Here is a 22,487-nt window from a genome sequence, read left to right on the forward strand (position 1 = left end):
CTACAGCCGCACGCCCCCCCGGCGTCTTCAGCCTTTCACTGCGCCGGACAGCATGCCTGAGATGAAGTGCCGCTGCAGGAGCACATACAGTGCGACCACCGGCAGGGCGACGATGATGGAGGCGGCGGCGAGGAGCGAGTACTGGGTGGTGTGCTCGCTCTGGAAGAACGCCAGGCCCAATGGGGCAGTGCGCTTGTTCTCGTCGGTGATCATGACGAGTGGGAGCAGGAATTCGTTCCAGGTCCACATGAACACCAGCATGGCCATTGTCAGCAGCGCGGGGCGGCTGGTGGGTACCAGGATCCGCCACAACAGCCGCCAGTCCGACGCTCCGTCGAGGCGCGCTGCCTCGATGATGCTGACCGGCACTGAGCGGAAGAAGTTGCGCATCCAGAAGACGCCGAAGGCGAGCGACTGGGCGGTTTGCGGCAGGATCAGGGACCAGTACGAGTCGGTGACTCCGGCGTCACGCAGGTTGAAGTAGAGCGGGATCACGAAGGCTTCGGGCGGCACCATCAAGCCGATCAGGGTGACGTAGAACAGCGGCGACCGCCCCGGGTAGTCGAAGTGTGCGAAGGAGAAGCCGGCGAGGATCGCCAGTACGGACGTGAGGAGCACCACCGATACCGCGACCACTATGCTGGAGGTCAGATAGGTGGCGAAGTGGCCTTGGCGCCATGCAGTGGCGAAGTTGCCCCAGTCGAGGTGATGTGGCCATGTGAAGGAGGGCGAGGACTGCGCGACCGGGGTCAGCGCGGACGTCACCACACCGAGCAGCGGCACGAGCGCCAACGCCGCGAATGCCGTCAAGATGGCGTAGTTGAGGGCGCGTTCACGACGGGAGATCATGTCCCGTCCTCCTTGGGCTGCAGCTTGGTGATCAGGAAGGTGATGAGCAGGATCACCGCGGTCAGTACGACGGCGATGGCGCAGGCCGAGCCGACCTGACCTGTGCCGAAGGCACGGTTGTAGACCTCGAAGGCGGGCAGGCTGGTGGCATTGCCCGGACCGCCATGGGTGGCGACGTACACCAGGTCGAAGGTGCGAAGGGCTGCGATCACGGTTAGCGTGAGGGCCACGGTGACCTGCCCGCGCAGCCCGGGCAGGGTGACGGCGAAGAACTCCCTTGCGGCGCCTGCTCCGTCGAGCTTGGCTGCCTCATACAGTTCCGTCGGGATCTGGCCGATGCCGGCGATGAACAGCACCAGGCACAGGCCGATCTCCAGCCAGGTGCCGATGAGTCCGACGGCGGGTAGCGCTGTGGAGAAGTCGCCGAGCCAGGGGCGGGTGACGGCGTTCAGGCCGATAGCGCGCAGGGCGGCGTTGAGCACGCCGTCTGGGGCGTAGATCGCCGTCCAGGCGGTGGCAGTAACGACCATTGCGACGACCTGCGGTAGGAAGATCATGGCGCGGAAGACGGAGACCCCCCGCAGTCGGCCAGCGCGGGTAGTGACGGCGGCGAGCAGCAGGGCGAGCACGATCGGAATGACCGCGAAGAAAATGATGAGGACGAAGGAGTGGAGAAAGCCGTCGCGCAACTGCGGGTCTTGGGCAATGTCGGTGTAATTGGCGAGTCCGGCCCAAGTGGAGGCGGACACACCGTCCCAGTGGTACAGGGAGATCTGGACCAGCTGACCGAGCGGCACCAGGAGGAACACCGTCAGGACGGTCAGCGCCGGAAAGATGTACAGATAGCCCTTCCACTGGATGTGGCCGCGGCGCCCGGCCGGGCGCCGGGCGGAGGTGTCGGCCGAGCGCCTGCGCGCCGTCGGACCTTGTGCGGTAACAACCATGGGGGTCGCACCTACCTGCCTTGCTGGAACGAGGAGTAGTCCGACTGGAGTTGCGCGCCAAAGGCGTTGGGCGTCAGCTGCCCGGCCGTCAACTCCTGCACGGCAGCGGTAAGGGTGTCGTAGAAGGTCGGGGTGGTGTAGTCGAGGTACGGCAGCAGGCCGTCCTTCTGGCTGACGGCCTTCCACTCGGCGAGTACTTCGGCGTAGACGGTGTCCGCGGCGGGCTTGTAGTCGGCCGGCGGGAGGGCGGGCAGGTTGCCGTTGTCGGCGGCCACCTGCATGCCCTGCTGGTCGACGAGGAAGTTGATGTATGCGGCGGCCACGTCCGGGTGCTTGGATTTGGAGGTCACGGCCCAGGCGAGACCCTCACCGCCCTGGGTGAGCGGGGGTTGCCCGTCTGCGGGGCTGAGTGCTGTGAACCCGACGTTGTTCTTCATCTTCGGGGCGAGTGCGGCCGACTGCCAGGTGCCGTCCACCAGGAACAGGGACGTGCCCTGGGAGAAGGCGGCGACGGCCTGGTCCTCGCTCTTGCCGTTGAAGCCGGAGCCGAGGTAGCCCTTGGTGGCCCAGGTGCGCAGGGTGGCCGCGGCCTTCAGGCTGCCGGAGTCCGTCCACTTGGCGCCGCCCTCGTTGAACACGAGCTTGCGGACCTCGGCCTTGCCGGCGGTGGCGGCCTGGACAATGCCGAAGAGGTGGATGCCGGGGCTCTTGGTGGCGTCTCCGTAGGAAATGGGCTGCAGGCCGGAGGCCTTCGCCTTGGCGAGAGCGGTCTCGAACTCCCGGAGCGTGGTCGGGGCGGACAGGCCGAGGGACTTTAGTTTGGCCTTGTTGTAGTAGATGCCGACGATCTCGCCGGTCTGGGAGACGCCGTACAGGTTCCCGGTCTTCCAGGTCTTGCCGTCGGAGGTGAACCTGTTGAGGTCGAGCAGTTGGGCGGGGAACGAGGGGTCCCAGCCGTAGGCCTTGGCGTAGGTGTCGACGGGTTGCAGCAGCCCGGCCTTCACGAAAGCGCCCATGTCGGGGTAGCCCTGGTTGGCTTGGACGACGTCGGGCGGGTTGGCGGAGGACAGGGCGAGCTTGAGGGTCGTCTTGAGGTCGGAGAAGGACCGGGAGACGCGCTTGATGGTGACGTTCGGGTACTTCTTCATGAACGCCTTGTTGAGTGCTTCCGTGGAGGCGTTGGTGCCGGGGTCGGTGTTCTGGTCCCATTCGGTGAGAGTGACCTTGCCGGCCTTGGCTGGATTGGTGGAGATGGGGCCGGTGGTCTTCTTCGTGTCGGCGGGCGATCCGCTGCTGGGGCCGGGTGCGCAGGCTGCGACGCCGGTCAAGATGCCGGTGGCAAGCGCGGCCGCGGCGATGACACGCCGACGCGAATGTGGTGTCGTCTCGGTCATGGGGTGGTCCTCCTCGTGCTGGTGGAGCAGTCGTCGGGGAAGCTGAGGGGCGATGTCCCTCGGAGTGAGGGGGTGCTAGGCGCGCGAGAGCTTGGGCCTGCGCGTGTCCGGCTAGGGCATGACCGCGCGGATGCGGGTGAGGTCCGCGTCCGGAATGCCGGGGGTGCGTTCAAGGAAGGCGTCGATCGCATGCCAGTGCGGTGCGCTGTTCGCGCCGCCCAGGCTCTGCACCGACAGTGCGGCGCACAGTCCGGCGAAGCGGAGACGAGCGGACAGGGGCCAGCTGTGGATCAGGCCGGTGATCAGCGCTGCGGTGAACACGTCACCGGCGCCGGTGGGATCGACGGCCGGCACGCGGGGAACGGGAACCCGGACCAATTCGCCGGTGCCGCCGTCCACCGCGACCGCACCGCTGGCACCGTCGGTCACGACGACATCGGGTACGAGGGCGGCGAGAACCTTCACGGCCTCCTCGATCGTGCCGGTGCGGGTGTAGCTCGTCGCCTCGACGGCGTTGCAGACGAAGACGTCGACTTCGGCAAGCCGGGTGAGCAGTGCGCGTGACCAGTGGCCCGTGGGGTCCCAGCCGACGCCGCCCACCACGCGCGTGCCGCGGGCGCGGAGCTCGGCCGCCCAGCCGGGCAGCGGGCGCCCGATGCCAAGCTGCAGGAAGCGTACGTCGGGCAGTTCGCCCTCCCACACCTCAAGGCGATGGGCGCCTTCTTCCTCGTAGGTGATGAAGGCGCGGTCGTGCTCGTTGGTCACCGCGACCGTGACGGGGGTCTGCACTGAGCCGTCGCGGCGCAGCCACGTCAGGTCCAGGTTCTCCTCGGCTCCCAGCCGGGCGGCGAGATGCTCGCCGAAGAGGTCGGTGCCGATCACACCGAACAGCCCCGTGCGCAGCCCAAGTCGCGCTGCGGCGACGCTGCGGTTCGCGGTTCCGCCGGCGGAGACGGCGAACCGGTCGGCGTACACCTCGGTTCCTGGGGTGGGCAGGTGCGGGGTGCCGCAGAAGACGAGGTCACAGAACACCTCGCCGGCGAAGACCACATCGAGCACGGGGGAACGCCTCCGTCCGGTGCAACCGTTCGTGAAGTGCTCAACTATGAGCACCGCGCTCATGGATTGACAAGAGTCAGTCAGCAGCGAACAAGCATCCCTTCACTGAGTGACCGAAGTCGGTCATCGGGGCTATTCTTCATGCGTGACCTCAAGCAAACGACACGCGAAGATCGTGGAATCGCTCCGGACGACCGGAGTGGTTTCGGTGCGCGAGCTCGCCGAACGGCTGCAGGTCAGTGAGTCCACGATCCGCCGGGACCTGACGGAACTGGACCGCAACGGCGAACTGGTCCGCACCTACGGCGGTGCGGCCCTGTCCCTGCGCGGTGCCGCGGAACCCGCCGCCGAGGAGGCGATGGACGAGATTCCGTTCGATGTCGTCGCCACGCGCGATCAGGCGCTCAAGGACGCCATGGCCGATGAGGCCGTGAAGCTCGTCGAGGACAACAGCGTGATCGTCCTGGACATCGGAACCACGCCCCGAGCGATCGCCCGGCGGCTGCGCGGGCGCCCCGTCACCGTCATCACCAGCAGCCTTGCGGTGCTCGATGAACTCCGCAACGACGACGCCGTACGGCTGGTGATGCTCGGCGGCGTGCTGCGCCGCAACTACCAGTCCCTGGTCGGTTCCCTCACCGAGCAGTCACTCCGCCAGGTCAGCGCCGACCTGCTGTTCCTCAGCTGCACCGGAGTGCGACCCAACGGCCACGTGGTGGACAACATGACCGTCGAGGCACCCCTGAAGCAAGCCATGATCGAGACGGCCGGCACGGTCGTCCTGGTCGCTGCGGAGACCAAGTTCCCAGGCACCGGATCGCTGCGCGTGTGCTCGCTCTCGGACATCGACGTCCTGATCACCACCGGCGGTGCCGACCCCAACACGCTCCAGTTCTGCCGAGAGGCGGACCGAAAGGTGATACTCGCATGAAGTTGACCGTCCTTGGCGGCGGCGGATTCCGTGTGCCGTTCGTCTACCAGGCCTTGTTGCGCGACCAGGGCTCCCCCCGTATCGACGATGTGTGGTTGTACGACACCGACACGGCCCGGCTGAAGGCGATGGCTGAAGTACTCGCCCGGTTCGCGGACGGCCACGCCGACGCGCCACGAGTGACGGTCACCACCTCGCTCGACGACGCCCTGGAGGGCAGCGACTTCGTGTTCGCCGCCATCCGCGTGGGCGGACTGACGGGGCGGATGTGCGACGAGCGGGTCGCCCTCGACCTCAACATCCTCGGCCAGGAGACCACCGGCCCCGGCGGCCTGGCCTACGGACTGCGCACCATACCCGTCATGCTCGACATCGCGCACCGGGTGCGACGCCTCGCTCCACGCGCCTACGTCATCAACTTCACCAACCCGGCCGGGATGATCACCGAAGCGATGCAGAACGTCCTCGGCGACCGCGTCCTCGGCATCTGCGACACCCCCTCCGGCCTGGGCCGCCGCATCTCCAGGGCCCTCGGCCTCGACCCGTCCCGGGCCCAGTTCGACTACGTCGGCCTCAACCACCTCGGCTGGATGCGCCGCGTCCTACACGACGGCGAGGACGTCCTGCCCCGCCTCCTCGCCGACGAACGCCTCGGCGACCTGGAGGAGGGCGTGGTCTTCGGCACCGAGTGGCTGCGCGACCTCGGCGTGATCCCCAACGAGTACTTGTATTACTACTACTTCAACCGGGACGCCGTCCGAGGCATCCTCGACGCCCCGCAAACCCGCGGCGAGTTCCTCGCCCGTCAACAGCACGATTTCTACAGGCGCGTGACACAGGCGGCCGAGGGCACGGCCGTGTCGCTGTGGCGGGAGACGGTCGCGAACCGCAGCGCCAACTACATGGCCGAGGCCAAAGGCGCCGTACAGGGAGAAGCCGAGGCCGACGAATACTTCCAGCCGGACCCCGCGCACCACGGCTATGCCGGTGTCGCTCTCGCGGTGATGGCCGCGATTAGCCGCAACGAGCGCGCGACGATGATCCTCAATGTGCGCAACGGAACCACCGTCTCCGCCCTCCCGCACGACGCGGTCGTCGAGGTGCCCGTCACTGTCGACTCCAACGGTGTCCACCCGCTCACCATCACCCAACCCGACCTGCACCAGGCTGGCCTGATGCAGCAGGTCAAGGCGGTCGAACGCCTCACTATCAGCGCCGCCACCACCGGCTCCCGCGCCGACGCCACCAAGGCCTTCTCCCTCCATCCCCTGGTCGACTCGGTCACCATCGGCCGCAAGCTGCTCAACGGCTACATCGAGCGCATCCCCGAAGTTGCGGCTGTATTCAGCAGCCGCAGGCCCTAGCCAAACTGTTCCGTCGAGGCACCCGATCCGACACCGGGCGGTGCCTCGACGCATCATCCACCCCAGCGCCCCTGCGCCAACCTCGACTGGGTGCGGATCCTTCTGAGGGAAGGTTGTTGATCAAGTGCTGGGTTGGTTGTGGTGCTGGTCGGGGTAGGTGCGCTGATGCTCGCGGGTGTGGTGGTAGGCGAGGTAGGTGTCGAGGTCGCCGTTGGCGTGGACAGCGCGGAGTTTGAGGACGGCTTCGGCGCTGGCGAGGCCCCAGCGGGCTCCGGTGATGTCGAGGCGGTCGCCCACGAGGTGCCGGCACGCGCCTTCGACCGATCCGGTTGCGATGGGCCAGCCCTTGTCCAGTGCGGTGTCGTAGCGGAGCTGGTCGAGGTGGCCGGACAGGTAGCGCACGCAGGTGTCGACGCTGTCCCGTTTCGCCCCGGTGAGCTGTTCCTTCTCGGCGCGGGCGGTCATCTCGTCGGCGACGCGGGCGGCGTGTCCGTGCAGGATCGCGGTGAGTGTCTCGGCGGCGAAAGTCTCGGCCTCCAGGCTGCCGACAGGATGGAAGGCGTGCGCGGCCGTCCACGCGTACTCGGCGACATGGACGAAGTCGATCAAGATGTGGATCTTGGCGTTGCGGCGCTGTGCTTCGGCTTCGACGAGGTCGAGTTGGTGGCGGGCGCCGTCGACGAGGATGAGCCAGGGCCGGTGATGGCCCGGGTCACGGTCGGTGGCCTGGGTGAATGCCTCGGCGATTACGTCGTCGGGGTCGTGGATCAGGGAGGCGGTGCACCACCGGTTGACCGCTTTCGGGCCGGGCCGCACCGTCCGCAGGCGGGTACGGCCGCCGGGTGGGTGGACGATGTCGTGCGGACGGCGCTGGGCGGGGTGGGTGTCGTGGACGCAGGCGATGGTCGCCATGCGTTTCCGGTTCGGTTTCTCGCCCGGTGCGAGCCGCGCCTGCCTGCCCTGCCGCTTCTTTGCCTCGGCCGCGCGGCGGGTGGCCTCGCGTAACGCTTCGGGCCGCATCACCACCCCCTTCTGGTCGACCTGGATGACCAGCGGCATGTCGGCCGTGCACGGGGAGGCGATCTTGTGGTGGTAGAAGGCGTCGATGTCGGCGGCGGCCTCGACGGTCAGGCTCTCGGCCCGGCGTTTGCCCAGTACCGGCCCGCACCGGTCGGTGATCGCCGCGACGGCCTGCGCGTAGGAACCACGGACCGCCTCGCGCACGGCGAGGCGTTTGACGCCGTGGCTGTGCCGGCCGCGTGGCAGCGACAACTGGGCGTCGGCCGGGTGCACGTTCGACAGGCCCCGGCTCCGCCAGGCGCACCGCGTCACACTCACCGTGCCGAACAAGCAGGTCAGCTGCCGGGCATGCCCCCTCTCGCGGTACGGCCGCACCTCGCGGTCCGGACCGAAGACCGCCCGAGGCGGCGGCGCCTGCTCTTCACGGGCCGCCCGCAGGTCGAGGTGGTCCTGGAAGAACCGGCGCAGGATCTCCCGGCCATCGGTCTCGATCAGCTGTTCCACCGCGGCATGGTCCAACTCGGCGGTCTCGGGTGCCGACAGCCGTGCTGCCAGCGACTCCACCGCTTCCATCGAGCAGGCAAACGGGTCAGGGACATCGTGGGTGTCGTAGCGTTCCATCCGGGCTCTTCTTCCGGCCGTTGTTCCTGGTTGGCACCTACGACGGTAGGAAGAAGAGCCCCTTGACCACCGGGAGTTGGCTCACCGCACCGAACCGGTCGCCGTCCTTCCGGCCGACGCGGTGAACAGTGCGGGTGTCTGTTCGTCCAGCCAGCCCCGCTCGACCAGCCGCTTCAGTTTCGACCGCGTCCCCTCGATTTTCGACGTCTGCGCGGGCAGGCCGATCCTCGGCACGACCTGCTTCGCCTGCACCGGCTCGGGCCCGTCGTCGATCACGTCCACGATGTCGCGGTAGACCGCAGGGAGATCCGCGCTGCTCATCCCCTCCCGCCACACGGTCACCGTCTGCGCTCCCACCACCCGGCCCCCGCCCACCGGCTCGACCGCGTCCACGGCCACTCCCTCAGCCGCGAGTTCCTCCAGCGTCTCCCGCGTCACGGTCAACCGTTCCAGCCGGTCCCGCTCAGCCTCCAACCGCACGGTCAACACGGCGATCTCCCGCTCGAGCTCCTCCACCCGGGACCGCACCGCCGCCTGCCGAGCCTCCAGTTCCCCGATCAACGAGCCCATCCGGCACCGCCTCCTCTACCCGCACGGTAGAGACGACAACACCCCACCCACACCCAGATCAGCAAAACCCAAGTTCAACCGTCCCCCGAGAGGATCCGCACCCACCTCGAATTACCGTATCCTGCACGGCCGACGGGACGAAGACCGGCGGATCGTTTGGTGGCACGGCACCGTATCGGCCGAGGCGTCTCACAGTGAGACGCCTCTCATCGATGGCCCTGGGCATGCTCAGGGCGACGCGCCAAGGCGGCGCGTGACGGGTGGGAGGGGCGGACATGGTGAAACGGTCGTGGGGACACCGGGAACGGCTGCTCGCGGTGGGCGGGTTCGGGGCCCTGGTGGCGGTGTGCGGCGCGGTTGCCTCGGTGGCGGGCGCCCCGGCCGGTCCCGGAGTCGCCCTCACGGGTGCGGTCCTCGGCTGCTGGGAGGCGCTCGGCCTGTGGCTGTGGAACGCCGGGGTGGGAAGGGAGAGGAAGGGCTCCCGGGGCTGACGGCGTTTGCCCGCCCGACCAGGCCCTGTCGGCGCTACATCCCTCCCGGCTTCACCCGTTCTCCGGCCCCAACCGGATCCCATACGCCGTGATCTTGCGGTAGATCGTCGCTCGGGAGATGCCCAACGCCTTTGCGGCCTTCGCCTTGTCGCCGCCGTGGTCGAGGAGCGACTGGACGATCAGGTCGCGTTCCGTGGACTCCCAGGCGGACAGCGGGTGTTGGGTCTGGGAGAGCAGGGACGGTGGGAGGTCGGACTGCTCGATCAGGGGGCCCGAGCGGTGCGCCTCGGCGTAGCGGAGCGAGCCCTCGAGCTGGCGGACGTTGCCCGGCCACTGTGCCCGGGAGAGGGCCCGCAGCGCGCTGTCTGTGCACTGGACGCCTCCGGTGTCGCCACCATGGCGTGCCATCAGACTGGTGACGAGTGCGGGGATGTCGGCGGTGCGGTGCCGCAGCGGCGGGACGGTGACCTCGGCCCCGAACCGCGCTCGCACCGCGGCGACGGGATCCGTCGGCCGTGACGCGGCCGCTCCGTCGGCACCCGGCAGCGCGTCGGCGCCCGCGCCGGGCAGCGTAGGCCGGTCATGGGTGAGCAGCGCGGCCACCCAGCCGGAGCGCCCGACCGTAGTGCGCAGCACACCGTCGAGCTGTCCGAGCACGGGTGCCGACAGCAGATCGAGATGTCGGAGTACAACCGTGCCGCGGTCCTCGGCGAGATCCTGGAAGACGGCCTGCAGCCACTGCGCCGCGCCGCCCCGCGCGTCCGCCGCGTCGTGCACGCTGATCGGTGCCGTAGGCGCCACATGCCGGTGCACTGCCCGGACTAGTGCGTGCTTGCCGGTGCCTGCCTCACCGTCCACGAGCGTCCAGCGTCCCTGCTCGCAGTGGCGGATCAACTGGTTGACGGCGCTCCGGAACACGGGGCTCGACCCGCTGATGCCGGCCAGCCGCGACACCCGGGCCACGGGGCGCGGCGGTGTGGACTCGTCCCGCTCCGCGACCAGCCGCAGTTCGATCAGGTAAGCGGCTGGGTTCCCGCCGGGTTCGTCGCCCTCCACCCGGCGGCCCCGGAGCTGCACGGTCCGTCCGTCGCTGAGGAGCATCCGCTGCTCGCGCAGCCCGGTCGGATCGGCGGCGAGTTCCCGCAGCCGTCGGTGGTCGGCCGGGCCGAGCATCTCCGTCGCGGCCGCGTCGGCGAGCAGCAAGCCGTCGGTGAGGGTGACCAGCGCCCGGCGTGAACTCTGACGGGACGTCAAGAAAGCGCGCAGCGCAGCGCGTTCGCGTTCCGACCCGATGTCGAGCAGGCGCTCCTCGATGTCTGCGGCGGCCTGCTGGACCAATGCCACCATCAGTGGCGAGGCGGTGTGCTGCCAGGACGTCAGATCGATCAGGCCGAGCACTCGCCCGCTGCCCGGATTGCGGATGGGCGCCGCGGCGCACGACACCAGTTGCAGCCGTTCGGAGAAGTGCTCCGAGCCGAATACCTGCGCCGTACGGCCGTCCTCGGCCGCGGTGCCGATGCCGTTCGTGCCGACGTACTCCTCGGCGTAACTGAAGCCGGGCGCAAGGCAGATGTCGTCGAGGTGCCGGTGCAGGGCACGGTCGCCGGTCCTGCGCTCGCGCACCCATCCCTTGGAGTCGGTCAGGATGAGGCACATCGGGGTGCCCTGGAGCGCGTCGGAGATCCGGTCGAGGACCGGGCGGGCGGCCGTGGCGAGCCGGGAATGCGGGTCGAAGACGGCGTTGTAGGGGGCCTGGATGTGGTCGGCGTCCACGCCGAAGAAGCGTGAGCGCTGCCAGGAGTCGAGGATGGGCGGGCGCACTTCGGAAGGCGAGACGTTCTCGCCTTCCAGGAAGTGGGTCCGTGCACGGACGGGATTGAGGTGCGGGAGGGGGCGGTCCAGGCCGAGCGGGGAGACGGTGTGCGACCGTCCTGTCGTTTCGGGTTCCACGGATTCCACAGGTTCCATCGGCTCTGCGCCTTCTGCCGTGCGATGACTCTCGGGCTTCCGGTATGTCCCGCACGTTAAGTCCGGAAGTCCGGTGGTGGCCAGACCCGGGATGTGAGGCCCGTCTCAACTTGAGACGCGCGGCTGCCGCAGGTGCTCCCACGATGGGCGACGCCCCGGTTACCGACGGCAGTGCGCCGCCACGAGCGCCGGGCGAACGAGGTCCCTTCCCTCCGGTCCCGGCTGTGCCGGGGCCCGGGGGAGCCCCATCGCTGCCGAGTCAGCCGGAGGAGTATTACCCGTGAGCCGACAGAGTCTGAGCAAGGCGCACAAGAAGATCACCGAGTTGTCGTGGGAGCCGACGTTCGCGACGCCGGCCACCCGCTTCGCGACCGACTACCGTTTCGACAAGGCCCCCAAGAAGGACCCGCTCAAGCAGGTCCTGCGCTCCTACTTCCCGATGGAGGAGGAGAAGGACAACCGGGTCTACGGCGCGATGGACGGCGCGATCCGCGGCAACATGTTCCGCCAGGTCCAGGAGCGCTGGATGGAGTGGCAGAAGCTGTTCCTGTCCATCATCCCCTTCCCCGAGATCAGCGCGGCCCGCGCGATGCCGATGGCGATCGGCGCGGTGCCCAACCCGGAGCTGCACAACGGGCTCGCGGTGCAGATGATCGACGAGGTACGTCACTCGACGATCCAGATGAACCTCAAGCGCCTCTACATGAACCACTACATCGACCCCGCCGGGTTCGACATCTCCGAAAAGGCGTTCGCCAACTGCTACGCGGGCACCATCGGCCGGCAGTTCGGCGAGGGGTTCATCACCGGTGACGCGATCACCGCCGCCAACGTCTACCTGACGCTGGTGGCGGAGACGGCCTTCACCAACACCCTGTTCGTGGCGATGCCCGCCGAGGCCGCCGCCAACGGCGACTACCTGCTGCCCACCGTCTTCCACTCGGTCCAGTCGGACGAGTCCCGGCACATCTCCAACGGCTACTCGATCCTGCTGATGGCGCTGGCCGACGAGGACAACCGGCAGCTCCTGGAGCGCGACCTGCGTTACGCCTGGTGGAACAACCACTGCGTGGTGGACGCCGCCATCGGCACGTTCATCGAGTACGGCAGCAAAGACCGCCGCAAGGACCGCGACAGCTACGCGGAGATGTGGCGGCGCTGGATCTACGACGACTACTACCGGTCGTACCTGATCCCGCTGGAGAAGTACGGCCTGAAGATCCCGCACGACCTCGTCGAGGCGGCGTGGAAGCGGATCTGGGACGACGGCTACGTCCACAAGACCGCCCAGTTCTTCGCCACCGGCTGGCCCGTCAACTTCTGGCGCATCGACGGCATGACGGACGAGGACTTCGAATGGTTCGAGTCCAAGTACCCGGGCTGGTACGCGGAGTACGGCGCCTGGTGGGAGGCGTACAACCGGATGCGGTACCCGGGTGCGAACAAGCCCATCACGTTCGAGGACGTCGGCTACCAGTACCCGCACCGCTGCTGGTCCTGCATGGTGCCGTGCCTGGTCCGGAAGGACATGGTGGTCGACAAGGTCGACGGCCAGTGGCGCACGTACTGCTCGGAGACCTGCGCGTGGACCGACACCACCGCGTTCCGCCCCGAGTACGAGGGCCGCCCCACCCCGTCGATGGGACGCCTCACCGGCAAGCGCGAGTGGGAGAGCTGCTACCACGGCCAGGACCTCGCCGACATCGTCACCGACCTGGGCTATGTGCGCGACGACGGCAAGACGCTGATCCCCCAGCCGCACCTGGACCTCGACGACCCGAAGAAGCTGTGGACGCTCGACGACATCCGCGGCAACACGCTCATCAGCCCCAATGTGGCGCTCAACGAGATGTCCGACGAGGAGCGCGAGGCGCACGTCGTGGACTATCGCGGCCGCACCAACATCACACCGTCGATGTCCTGACCGATCCTCAGGCAGGGGCGGCGATGTTTCCGTCGCGGGGTCGCCGCCCCGGAAGGCTGGTCCTTGTGGGCGACAAGCACCGCATCCGATTCGAACCGGTCGGCATCGAGATCGAGGCTGACGAGGACGAGACCGTACTGGACGCCGCGTTCCGCCAGGGCGTCATGCTCATGCACGGCTGCAAAGAGGGCCAGTGCTCGTCCTGCAAGTCCTTTCTGCTCGACGGCGACCAGCAGATGGAGCGCTACTCCACTTTCGCGCTGGCCGACTACGAGAGCGAGGAGGGATACGTCCTGCTGTGCCGTGTGCACGCCTACGGCGACCTCAGCGTCGAACTCATCAACTACGACGAGGAGATGCTCCTCTCCGGCATCCCGCCGCGGGAGGCCCGCACCACTGTCGCGGTGGTACAGCCGCTCACCCACGACATCGTCCGGCTGGGCCTGATCGTCGACCCCGCTGACGAACTGCCGTACCGTGCCGGGCAGTACGTGGACATCCAGGTGCCCGGTACCGACCAGTGGCGGTCGTTCTCCATGGCGGGCCTGCCCGCTGAAGGGCCCGGCGGCCAACTGGAGTTCATCATCAAGCGCTACCCCGGCGGCCTGTTCTCCGGGCTGCTCGACGGCGCCCTGACGCCGGGAGACCCGCTCACGGTCAAGGGTCCCTACGGCACCTGCGTGATGCGGGACGCACCGGACCGTGACCTGATCCTGCTCGCGGGCGGCGCCGGCATGGCGCCGATCCTGGCCCAGTTGCGCGGCCTCGCCGCCACCGGCAGCGCTCGACGCACCCGGTTCTACTACGGGGCGCGCACCCGGCGGGACCTGTTCGCGCTCGACGAGATCGCCGAACTCGGGTGCGGCCTCGGCGACTTCGCCTTCGTACCGGCCCTGTCCGAGGACGGAGCGGGCGCGTACGAGCAAGGGCTGATCACCGAGGTCGTCGACCGGCACGAGGGCGACCTGTCACAGGCCGACGCCTACCTGTGCGGCCCACCGCCGATGTGCGACGCCGCTTTGGAGCTGCTCACCGGCAAGGGAATGCCCGAGGAGCGGATCTTCCTGGACAAGTTCACCACGTCCACCGACGCCTGACCTGCGCACACACCCAACCTCCTAACCCATGCGAGGAGCCGTACGCATGACCACTCAAGCCGACAAGCTGGCCAAGGCCGAACGCAGCTTCCCCAAACCGCAGTTCACCGACGCCGAAGCGGGAGCCCTCGTCTTCCCGAGCTCCACCAGCCGCGCCTTCTCCTACTACAAGCCGCACAAGATGCGGGCCACCATGTACGAGGACGTCACCTTCGACGTCCAGCCCGACCCCGAACGCCACCTGCTGCAGGGCTGGATCTACGGCTTCGCCGACGGGGCCGCCGGCTACCCGCAGGACTGGACCGCCCTCAAGTCGTCCGACTGGCACCGCTTCCTCGACCCCAACGAGGAGTGGGAGCAGACGATCTACCGCAACAACGCCAATGTCGTGCGGCAGGTCCAGCAGAATCTCGTCAACGCCCGCAAGGCGGAGGCGTACCAGCAGTGGAGCCGCTCCTGGGTTTCGTTCGTCCAGCGGCACGTCGGTGCCTGGATGCACGCCGAACAGGGCCTGGGCATGCACGTGTTCGTCGCCATCCAGCGCTCCGCGCCCACCAACATGATCAACAACGCGCTCGCGGTGAACAGCGTCCACAAACTGCGCTTCGCCCAGGACCTCGCGCTGTACAACCTCGACATCGAGGAGCAGCTCGACGGCTTCGACGGCTCCGCCCACCGCGATGTGTGGCAGTCGGACCCGGCGTGGCAGGGCGTCCGCGAGACCACTGAGCGGCTGACCGCCGTACAGGACTGGGCCGAGGCCCTGTTCGCAACGAACCTCGTCTTCGAGCCCCTCGTCGGCGAACTGTTCCGCAGCCACCTCGTCCTGCAGATCGCCGCCCGCAACGGCGACTACACCACCCCCACCGTCATGGGCGCCGGCGAGAACGACTACGACCGTGACCTGCGCTACACCCGCGCCCTGTTCACCCTCCTGCTCGGCGACGACACCCACGGCGCCGGTAACAAGGCGATCGCCCAGGAGTGGCTGGAACGCTGGGTGCCGGCGAGCCTCGACGCCGCGCGGCGACTGCAGCCGCTGTGGTCACAGCCCGCCGAGAAACCCGTCCGGTTCGAGGACAGCCTCGACCGCGCCAAGGAGCGCTTCGGCCGCCTCATCGAGGACCTGGGGCTCAAGGCCCCCGCCGACCGCACGAGTGAGAGGACCGCGAAGTGACCAGTATCAGCGCACAGCCCTTCAGCGCGGACCGCACCTCCTCGAACCGGTGTGGTGTGACGCTGATGAACAACCAGAACGGCCATGTCGTCGCCGACGTGATGCGGGCCAAGGAGAACGTCACCGTGAGCGACTTCCCGTCGATGATCCGCGTTGATGGCGAACGGGTTCTCACCTTCGACTTCGACGAGATCTCCGACGCTCTCGGCTTCGACTTCGACCAGACCGACTTCGAGGAGATCATGTCCACCCACTACGGCCGCATGGTCCACCTCGACGACCGCACGGTGCTCTTCGCCAACCCCGAGGACGCCGCCGAATACATCGACTTCGACCTCAGGCCGGTCGACTGATTCTGGGAGGAGGGGCCACATGTACCGCAAGGACGGCGTCGACTACTTCATCGTCGACGGACACATCCACTTCTGGGATGCCAGCGAGGAGAACACCGCCAACAAGTACGGCGAGGGCTTCATCCGCTGCTTCTACGACTACCAGCGCAACCTCAGCCCCGAGGAATGGGTGTGGCCGCTGGAAAAGTTCCGCAAGTACACCGAAGGGGACCTGGTCCACGACCTGTTCGAGACCGGCTACGTCGACTGGGGCATCTTCCAGCCCACCTACCTGCACGAGTTCTACCGCAACGGTTTCAACACCACCGAGCGCAACGGGCAACTGGCCCGCAAGTATCCCGACCGCCTCATCGCCAACGGCTCCTTCGACCCGCGTGAGGGCGAGGCGGGCCTGGAGCGGCTGCGCAAGCTGCACGCGGAGTGGAACCTGCGGGGCGTCAAGCTCTACACCGCCGAATGGCGCGGCTCCTCCAAGGGCTGGAAGCTGAGCGACCCCGAGGCACAGGACTACCTGGCCCTGTGCCAGGAGCTCGGCATCCGTAACATCCACGTCCACAAGGGCCCCACCATCTGGCCGCTGAACCGGGACGCCTTCGACGTTGCCGACATCGACCACGCGGCCAGCGCCTTCCCCGGTCTGAACTTCGTCGTGGAGCACTCCGGGCTGCCCCGCCTGGACGACTTCTGCTGGATCGCCACCCAGGAACCCAACGTGTACGCGGGCCTGTCCGTGGTCATGCCGTTCATCCACTCCCGCCCCCGCTACTTCGCCCAGGTCATCGGCGAGCTGCTGTACTGGCTCGACGGCAACCGGATCGTGTTCGGCAGCGACTACGCGATCTGGAGCCCGAAGTGGCTGATCGAGAAGTTCGTCGACTTCCAGATTCCCGAGGACCTGCAGAGCGAGTACGGAACCCTCACCACCGACGTCAAGCGCAAGATCCTCGGCCTCAACCACGCGCGGCTGTACGACCTCAAGGTCCCCGAAAGTGCCCAACTGGCCGCCGCCGGAGCGGTGGCGGCATGACCGCCGTCACCGAGGCGGTCGACCGGGTCACCGCCGTCAACGCGGCCCTGGCGGCGGTGCTCGACCCGGAACTCGACCGCCCCATCACCGAACTCGGCTTCGTCCGCTCCGTCAGCGTCGGCGCCGACGGCTCGGTGGAGGCCAGACTCCGGCTGCCCACCTACTTCTGCGCTCCCAACTTCGCCTGGCTGATGGTGGAGGACGCTCGGCGCGAGCTGGCCCGGCTGTCCTGGGTGGGGGAGTGCACGGTGGTTCTGGAGGACCACTTCGCCTCCGAGGAGATCAACCAGGGCGTGGGATGCGAGAAGTCGTTCGCCGAGGCGTTCCCGGGGCTCGCCAACCCCGACCGCATGCAGGAGCTGCGCGCCGTCTTCCTGCGCAAAGGGCACCTGGCGGCCCAGGCCCGCCTTGGCAAACGGCTGATGGAGCGCGGCTGGACCCACCGTCAGCTGGCCGACGCGGTCCTGGGCGACTTGCCCGAGCGCCTGACGGTGACGCTGCGCCGCCGACGCGCCCTGCTCGGCCTCCAGGCGGACGCGTCCGCACCGCTGTTCACCGACAACTTGGGGCACGCCGTGCCCGCCGTCGCTTTGGAGCGGCACCTGCTCATGGGCCGCACGGCTGGCGTCGGCATTGGCACCAACACCGAGTTCTGCGAGGGGCTGCTGGCCACTCGCTACGGGCCCGCCGGCTGGACACAGGTGAGCCGTAGAAAGGAGGAAACGTCATGAAAGCCGTACGACTGCATCAGTACGACCATCAGCCCCAGCTCGACGAGGTGCCCGACCCGGTGATCTCCTCACCACTGGACGTGATCGTGCAGATCGGCGGCGCCGGCGTGTGCCGTACCGACCTGCACATCATCGAGGGCCAGTGGGAAGCCAAGAGCGGGGTGAGTCTGCCCTACGTCCAGGGACACGAGAACGCGGGCTGGGTCGCGGAGGTCGGATCCGCCGTCACCTCTGTCGCGCCCGGTGACCCGGTGATCCTGCATCCGCTCGGCACCTGCGGACTGTGCGCCGCCTGCCGGCGCGGCGACGACGTGCACTGCGCGGCGAGCGCCTTCCCCGGCATCGACGCGGACGGCGGGTTCGCCGAGTACCTGCGCACCAACGCCCGCGCGGTCGTCCCGCTCCAGGCGGGCCTCGCCCCGGCCGACGTGGCCGCGTTGGCCGACGCGGGCCTGACGGCGTACCACGCGGCGAAGAAGGCAGCCCGCACGCTCGCTCCGGGCGCCAAGGTCGTGGTGATCGGAGCGGGCGGGCTCGGGCACATCGGCATCCAGGTGCTGCGGGCGCTGACCCCGGCCGAACTGATCGTCGTCGACCGGTCGGCACAGGCACTGAAGCTCGCCGAGACGCTCGGCGCGCACCACACCGTCGTCGCCGACGGCAGCCAGGTCGACCAGGTCGCCGCGCTCACCGGAGGGCAGGGCGCCGAGGCCGTGCTCGACTTCGTCGGCGAGGGCGGCGCCCTGGAGGACGGCGTACGGATGCTGCGCCGGGCCGGCGACTACTACGTCATCGGCTACGGCGGAACCCTGTCCGTGCCGACCATCGACATCATCTCCACCGAGATCAACTTCATCGGGAACCTGGTCGGCTCTTACACCGACCTCGTGGAGCTGATGGAACTCGCGGGGCGCGGACTGGTCACCCTCCACACCGTCACCTATCCGCTGGACGATTTCGGCCGGGCCCTGGACGACCTGAACCAGGGCCGGGTGCGCGGACGCGCCGTAATCGTGCCCTGATCAACACCCCCATGCAGGTGGTGGCGGCCGTTCCGTGGACCCCGTTCGTGAGGGTCGGCGCACCGCGGAAACCGCACACGGCCGCCACCACCGTCCCGTACACCGCCGTATTTGAGCCCAATTTGAAGGGAACACCGCCATGGCGAAGGAACTGCGCTTCAACGCCGAAGCGCGCGCGCTGCTGGAGAGCGGGGTGAACGCGCTGGCCGACGCAGTGCGCGTCACGCTCGGCCCGAAGGGCCGCAACGCGGTCCTGGAGAAGCTGACCGGGCCGCCCACCATCACCAACGACGGCGTCACCATCGCCCGCGAGATCCAGCTCAAGAACCCCTTCGCCAACATGGGCGCCCAGCTCGTGAAGGAGGTGGCCACCCGCACCAACGGGGACGTCGGCGACGGCACCACCACCGCCACCGTGCTCGCCCAGGCGATCGTCCGCGAGGGGCTGAGGGCAGTCAACGACGGTGCCAATCCAGTGCTGTTGAAGAACGGCATCGAGGCCGCCGTCGAGGCCGCCGTCGCCTCGCTGACCACCCAGTCGCGCCCGGTGCACACTGATGCCGAGCTCGTCCGGGTGGCCGCCCTGTCCGCCAACAACGACCCCGCCATCGGCGAGGCCATCGCCCAGGCCGTAGCCCGCGTCGGCCGCACCGGCGTCGTCACCGTGGAAGAGTCGTCGACCTTCGGAATCACCGTCGAGTACGCCGAGGGCCTGGAGTTCGACAGCGGCTGGATCTCCCCGTACATGGTGACCGATCAGGGACGCATGGAGGCAGTCCTGGAGAACCCGTATCTCCTCTACTGCGACACCAAGATCACCAAGGTGCAGGAGCTGATGCCGATCCTCGAGCAGGTGATGCGCACCGGCTCCCCGCTGGTCGTCATCGCCGAGAACGTCGACGGGCCCGCGCTCGGCATGCTCGTCACCAACGCGGCGCACGGCACGTTCCGTTCGCTCGCGGTGCGCGCCCCCGGCTTCGGTTTCCGGCGCATCGCCGAACTGGAGGACATGGCTGCCCTCACCGGCGGCCGGGTCATCACCGGCACCGCGGGCCGCACTCTGGAGGGCGTCACCCTCGATGACCTGGGCCGCGCCGAGAAGGTCATCGCCACCGAGCGGTCCACCGCCGTCCTCGGCGGAGCCGGCGGTGACGAGCGGGTGGTCGAGCGCATCGAGAACCTCAAGATCGAGCTGGAGCGTGCCACCAACGAGCACGACCAGGACAAGCTCGGCGAGCGCATCGCGAAGCTCTCCGGTGGCGTCGCCGTGATCCGGGTCGGGGCGGCGAGCGGCATCGAGCTCAAGGAGAAGCAGATGCGCCTGGAGGACTCGCTCGCCGCCACCCGGGCGGCGGCCGAGGAGGGCGTGGTGGCAGGTGGCGGCGCGGCGCTGCTGCACGCCCGGGCCGAGATTGCCGCGCTCGACGGGCCCGAACCGGCTGGTGGTGACGGGGACGCCGCGGTGGGTCGCGCCATCGTCGCCAAGGCGCTCGCCGAACCGCTGCGCTGGATCGCCATCAACGCCGGTCTCGACCCGGACGAGGCGGAGGCAAAGGTGGCCGCGCTACCCGTCGGCAGCGGCCTGGACGCCCTACGCGGCGACTACGCCGATCTGCACCGACGCGGAATCCTCGACCCGGTCAAGGTCACCCGCAGCGCCCTGCTCAGTGCCGCGTCCATCGCCGCCCTGCTGCTCACCACCGAGACGCTGATCGTCGAGGAGATCATCGGAAATCCCGGCTCCATCCACTCCCCAGAGATCGGCGACCTCGCCGAGGGACTGGCGCGGCCGTCCAACATTCCTTAGCCGGCAGCGCGTTGGGTGGCAGGGCGAGCGCATCGCCCGCTCCGCCACCATGTCCGCCGCCATCCCACGCCCGCGGAGACCCATGTCCGTACCCGACAAGGAGAGCAGCGACGTCATGACGGCCGAACCCGCCCCGGCCCGGTCCGGGCAACTCGATCCCATTCCGCTCGAATCCACCCTGGGGGAGGGCTTGTCCGGCGAGTCCGGCCGCACTCCCGGCGAACGGCGGCCCCGTCTTCGTTCCGGCCTCTCGTACACCCTGCTCGGCCCGGCGTTCGTCGCCGCCATCGCGTATGTCGACCCGGGTAACTTCGCCACCAACGTCCAGGCGGGTGCCACCTTCGGGCCGCTGCTGCTGTGGGTGCTGCTCACCGCCAACGTCGTGGCGATGCTGGTGCAGTACCTCTCAGCCAAACTTGGTGTCGCCACCGGCAAGAGCCTGCCGGAGTTGTGCCGGGCCCGGTACCGCAGGCCGGTGGTGTGGGGACTGTGGGTGCAGGCGGAGGCGGTCGTCGTGATGACCGACCTCGCGGAGGTCGTCGGCGGGGCCATCGCACTGTACCTTCTGTTCGGGCTGCCCCTGTGGCTCGGCGGCGTGGTCGTCGGCGCGGTCTCGCTGTTGATGATGCCGATGCGCGGTCGCGGCCGGCGCCGGTTCGAAGTGTTGATGGCGGTGGGGCTGACCTCCCTCCTCGGTCTGTTCCTCGGCCAAGTCATCGGCGCTGGCGCCCCGTTGGCCACCGTCGCCGACGGACTGCTACCGGGGCTGTCCGGCACCGAGAGCCTGGTGCTGGCGGGCGGGATCGTCGGCGCCACGGTCATGCCGCACGTCATCTATCTGCACTCGGCGCTCACCAGCGACCGCTACAACCTCTCTCTCCTCCCTGGGGCCGTCGGCCCCGCCCAGGGCCCCGTGGACGACCCCGACAGGCCACTGCGGCACCGGCTTCTGCGGCACATACGTACTGACGTGCTGGTGGCGATGGTCCTGGCGGGTGCCGTGAACGTGGCACTGCTGGTGTCGGCGGCGACTCTGTTCTACCCCGGCACCCCCGAGGCCGCCGACTCGCTCGGAGCGGCGCACGACGCGTACGGGCGGCTCGTCGGTCCCGCCGTGGCCCTCGCCTTCGCGCTGGCCCTGCTCGTCTCGGGCCTGGCGGGGACCAGCGTGGGCATGTACGCGGGTGAGGTGGTGATGGGCGGCTTCCTCGGGCGTCGCATCCCGGTGCTGTTGCGCAGGCTGCTCACCATGACACCCGCGATCGTGGTCCTCGCGGCCGGGGCCGACCCGACGGAGAGCCTGGTCCTCAGCCAGATCATCCTCTCCTTCGGCATTCCCTTCGCCCTCATCCCCCTCGTCCTGCTCACCCGCGATGCCGACGTCATGGGCCGCTGGGTCAACCGGCGCGTGACCACATATTGCGCCTGGGCGGTCAGCGTGGTGGTGGTGGCACTCAACGTGGCTCTGCTGGCAAGCGTGTTCGCGGGCTGAGGGCCCCTTCGTACGTGTCCCGAGGAGCCTCGAATGATATTCATTGCCGTACGTTTCACCATCCGCCCCGAGTACCGTGACCAGTGGCTCGATCGCGTGGCCGACTTCACCGACGCCACCCGCGACGAGCCCGGCAACCTCTTTTTCGAGTGGTCCGTCGACATCGCCGACCTCAACCGTTTCGTCCTCCTGGAGGCGTTCGCCTCCCAGGATGCGGGCGTCGAACACGTCAACTCCGACCACTTCAAGACGGCGATGGCCTGGATGCCGGACGTGGTGGCAAAGATGCCCGACATCATCAACGTCGAGACGAAGGGGCAGGGGTGGTCACGGATGGCGGAGGTCACGCCGCGGAAGTGACCGTGCCGAACAGCGCTCTCCGCGGCCGCCGTCCGAATCCTCGACCTTGATGGTCGGCTGCCGGGTCTGCTGGCCGAGCAGCGGGGTGTCCTGGGCCTGCCCCCTGAACTACGCACCCTGCTGGGACAGCTCCACGAGCAGGCGGTCGTGCTCGCCGAGTACCCCCAGTGGGAATCGATCCAGAACATCGCCGCCGCTGCACAACTCGCGGCCGCGGACGAGGCTGCCCCCGTGGGCAGCCCTGAGGAGAACCAGCGCATCGGGCGTCTGCAGGACGCTGCCTCAT

Annotated in this window: 20 protein-coding genes; 13 read left to right on the plus strand and 7 right to left on the minus strand. The window is 68.5% G+C overall.

Annotation, left to right across the window (positions count from 1 at the left end):
• Positions 1–27 precede the first annotated feature (27 nt).
• The 4 genes from ACQEXA_RS54190 to ACQEXA_RS54205 all read right to left on the minus strand — a co-directional run bounded on the left by ACQEXA_RS54190 (position 28) and on the right by ACQEXA_RS54205 (position 4,246).
• Positions 28–849 (minus strand): carbohydrate ABC transporter permease, encoded by an 822-nt coding sequence (locus ACQEXA_RS54190; protein ID WP_433133799.1) that lies wholly within the window; start codon positions 847–849, stop codon positions 28–30.
• The gene (locus ACQEXA_RS54195) at positions 846–1,793 is read right to left on the minus strand and encodes a carbohydrate ABC transporter permease (protein WP_432921377.1); all 948 of its coding nucleotides are present in this window, start codon (positions 1,791–1,793) and stop codon (positions 846–848) included. The genes ACQEXA_RS54190 and ACQEXA_RS54195 overlap by 4 nt, the downstream gene beginning before the upstream one ends.
• An 11-nt stretch (positions 1,794–1,804) precedes the next feature.
• The gene (locus ACQEXA_RS54200) at positions 1,805–3,187 is read right to left on the minus strand and encodes an extracellular solute-binding protein (RefSeq protein WP_433133800.1); all 1,383 of its coding nucleotides are present in this window, start codon (positions 3,185–3,187) and stop codon (positions 1,805–1,807) included.
• Positions 3,188–3,298: 111 nt separating this feature from the next.
• Positions 3,299–4,246 (minus strand): carbohydrate kinase family protein, encoded by a 948-nt coding sequence (locus ACQEXA_RS54205; protein ID WP_432921372.1) that lies wholly within the window; start codon positions 4,244–4,246, stop codon positions 3,299–3,301.
• Positions 4,247–4,391: 145 nt separating this feature from the next.
• Here ACQEXA_RS54205 and ACQEXA_RS54210 point away from each other — a divergent pair, with 145 nt between their 5' ends.
• Both ACQEXA_RS54210 and ACQEXA_RS54215 read left to right on the plus strand, forming a co-directional pair.
• A complete protein-coding gene (locus ACQEXA_RS54210; RefSeq protein ID WP_432921370.1) occupies positions 4,392–5,177 on the plus strand; it encodes a DeoR/GlpR family DNA-binding transcription regulator in 786 nt (261 codons plus the stop codon).
• Positions 5,174–6,541 (plus strand): 6-phospho-beta-glucosidase, encoded by a 1,368-nt coding sequence (locus ACQEXA_RS54215; protein WP_432921368.1) that lies wholly within the window; start codon positions 5,174–5,176, stop codon positions 6,539–6,541. Before ACQEXA_RS54210 ends, ACQEXA_RS54215 begins: the two co-directional genes overlap by 4 nt.
• Before the next feature lie 120 nt (positions 6,542–6,661).
• Here ACQEXA_RS54215 and ACQEXA_RS54220 read toward each other — a convergent pair whose 3' ends face one another.
• Both ACQEXA_RS54220 and ACQEXA_RS54225 read right to left on the minus strand, forming a co-directional pair.
• Entirely contained in the window at positions 6,662–8,182 is a 1,521-nt protein-coding gene (locus ACQEXA_RS54220; protein WP_433133530.1) for an ISKra4 family transposase, read from the minus strand.
• Positions 8,183–8,263: 81 nt separating this feature from the next.
• Positions 8,264–8,752 (minus strand): hypothetical protein, encoded by a 489-nt coding sequence (locus ACQEXA_RS54225; RefSeq protein WP_432930635.1) that lies wholly within the window; start codon positions 8,750–8,752, stop codon positions 8,264–8,266.
• A 275-nt stretch (positions 8,753–9,027) separates the two neighbouring features.
• On the opposite strand from ACQEXA_RS54225, the gene ACQEXA_RS54230 reads away from it, so the two are divergent.
• Positions 9,028–9,243: a hypothetical protein gene (locus tag ACQEXA_RS54230; RefSeq protein ID WP_432921365.1), complete on the plus strand. Its 216-nt coding sequence runs from the start codon at positions 9,028–9,030 to the stop codon at positions 9,241–9,243.
• 51 nt (positions 9,244–9,294) lie between these two features.
• On the opposite strand, the gene ACQEXA_RS54235 is transcribed toward ACQEXA_RS54230, so the two are convergent.
• The gene (locus tag ACQEXA_RS54235) at positions 9,295–11,211 is read right to left on the minus strand and encodes a sigma-54-dependent Fis family transcriptional regulator (RefSeq protein WP_432921362.1); all 1,917 of its coding nucleotides are present in this window, start codon (positions 11,209–11,211) and stop codon (positions 9,295–9,297) included.
• 280 nt (positions 11,212–11,491) lie between these two features.
• On the opposite strand from ACQEXA_RS54235, the gene ACQEXA_RS54240 reads away from it, so the two are divergent.
• The 10 genes from ACQEXA_RS54240 to ACQEXA_RS54285 all read left to right on the plus strand — a co-directional run bounded on the left by ACQEXA_RS54240 (position 11,492) and on the right by ACQEXA_RS54285 (position 22,201).
• Positions 11,492–13,135, plus strand: a complete 1,644-nt coding sequence (locus tag ACQEXA_RS54240) for a methane monooxygenase (RefSeq protein WP_432921359.1) — start codon at positions 11,492–11,494, stop codon at positions 13,133–13,135.
• A 65-nt stretch (positions 13,136–13,200) separates the two neighbouring features.
• On the plus strand, positions 13,201–14,232 hold the full coding sequence (locus ACQEXA_RS54245; protein WP_432921356.1) for an FAD-binding oxidoreductase: 1,032 nt from the start codon (positions 13,201–13,203) through the stop codon (positions 14,230–14,232).
• Positions 14,233–14,278: 46 nt separating this feature from the next.
• The gene (locus tag ACQEXA_RS54250) at positions 14,279–15,409 is read left to right on the plus strand and encodes an aromatic/alkene monooxygenase hydroxylase subunit beta (protein ID WP_433133802.1); all 1,131 of its coding nucleotides are present in this window, start codon (positions 14,279–14,281) and stop codon (positions 15,407–15,409) included.
• Positions 15,406–15,762 carry a propane 2-monooxygenase effector subunit MimD gene (gene mimD / locus ACQEXA_RS54255; RefSeq protein ID WP_432921350.1) on the plus strand — a complete coding sequence of 119 codons (357 nt, stop codon included), beginning with the start codon at positions 15,406–15,408 and terminating at the stop codon, positions 15,760–15,762. The genes ACQEXA_RS54250 and mimD overlap by 4 nt, the downstream gene beginning before the upstream one ends.
• Before the next feature lie 19 nt (positions 15,763–15,781).
• Positions 15,782–16,789: an amidohydrolase family protein gene (locus ACQEXA_RS54260; protein WP_432921348.1), complete on the plus strand. Its 1,008-nt coding sequence runs from the start codon at positions 15,782–15,784 to the stop codon at positions 16,787–16,789.
• Positions 16,786–17,520: an iron-sulfur cluster assembly protein gene (locus ACQEXA_RS54265; RefSeq protein ID WP_433133804.1), complete on the plus strand. Its 735-nt coding sequence runs from the start codon at positions 16,786–16,788 to the stop codon at positions 17,518–17,520. Before ACQEXA_RS54260 ends, ACQEXA_RS54265 begins: the two co-directional genes overlap by 4 nt.
• Positions 17,517–18,542, plus strand: a complete 1,026-nt coding sequence (locus ACQEXA_RS54270; RefSeq protein WP_433133806.1) for an NAD(P)-dependent alcohol dehydrogenase — start codon at positions 17,517–17,519, stop codon at positions 18,540–18,542. Before ACQEXA_RS54265 ends, ACQEXA_RS54270 begins: the two co-directional genes overlap by 4 nt.
• Positions 18,543–18,681: 139 nt before the next feature.
• On the plus strand, positions 18,682–20,349 hold the full coding sequence (gene groL, locus ACQEXA_RS54275) for a chaperonin GroEL (protein ID WP_432921339.1): 1,668 nt from the start codon (positions 18,682–18,684) through the stop codon (positions 20,347–20,349).
• Between the two features lie 82 nt (positions 20,350–20,431).
• Positions 20,432–21,841, plus strand: coding sequence for an Nramp family divalent metal transporter (locus ACQEXA_RS54280; RefSeq protein WP_433133808.1), 1,410 nt, complete (start codon positions 20,432–20,434; stop codon positions 21,839–21,841).
• A gap of 33 nt (positions 21,842–21,874) precedes the next feature.
• Positions 21,875–22,201: a putative quinol monooxygenase gene (locus ACQEXA_RS54285; RefSeq protein ID WP_432921334.1), complete on the plus strand. Its 327-nt coding sequence runs from the start codon at positions 21,875–21,877 to the stop codon at positions 22,199–22,201.
• Positions 22,202–22,487 lie beyond the last annotated feature (286 nt).

Origin of the sequence: Streptomyces sp. CA-106110 (assembly GCF_050936285.1) — a bacterium.
GTDB lineage: Bacteria > Actinomycetota > Actinomycetes > Streptomycetales > Streptomycetaceae > Streptomyces.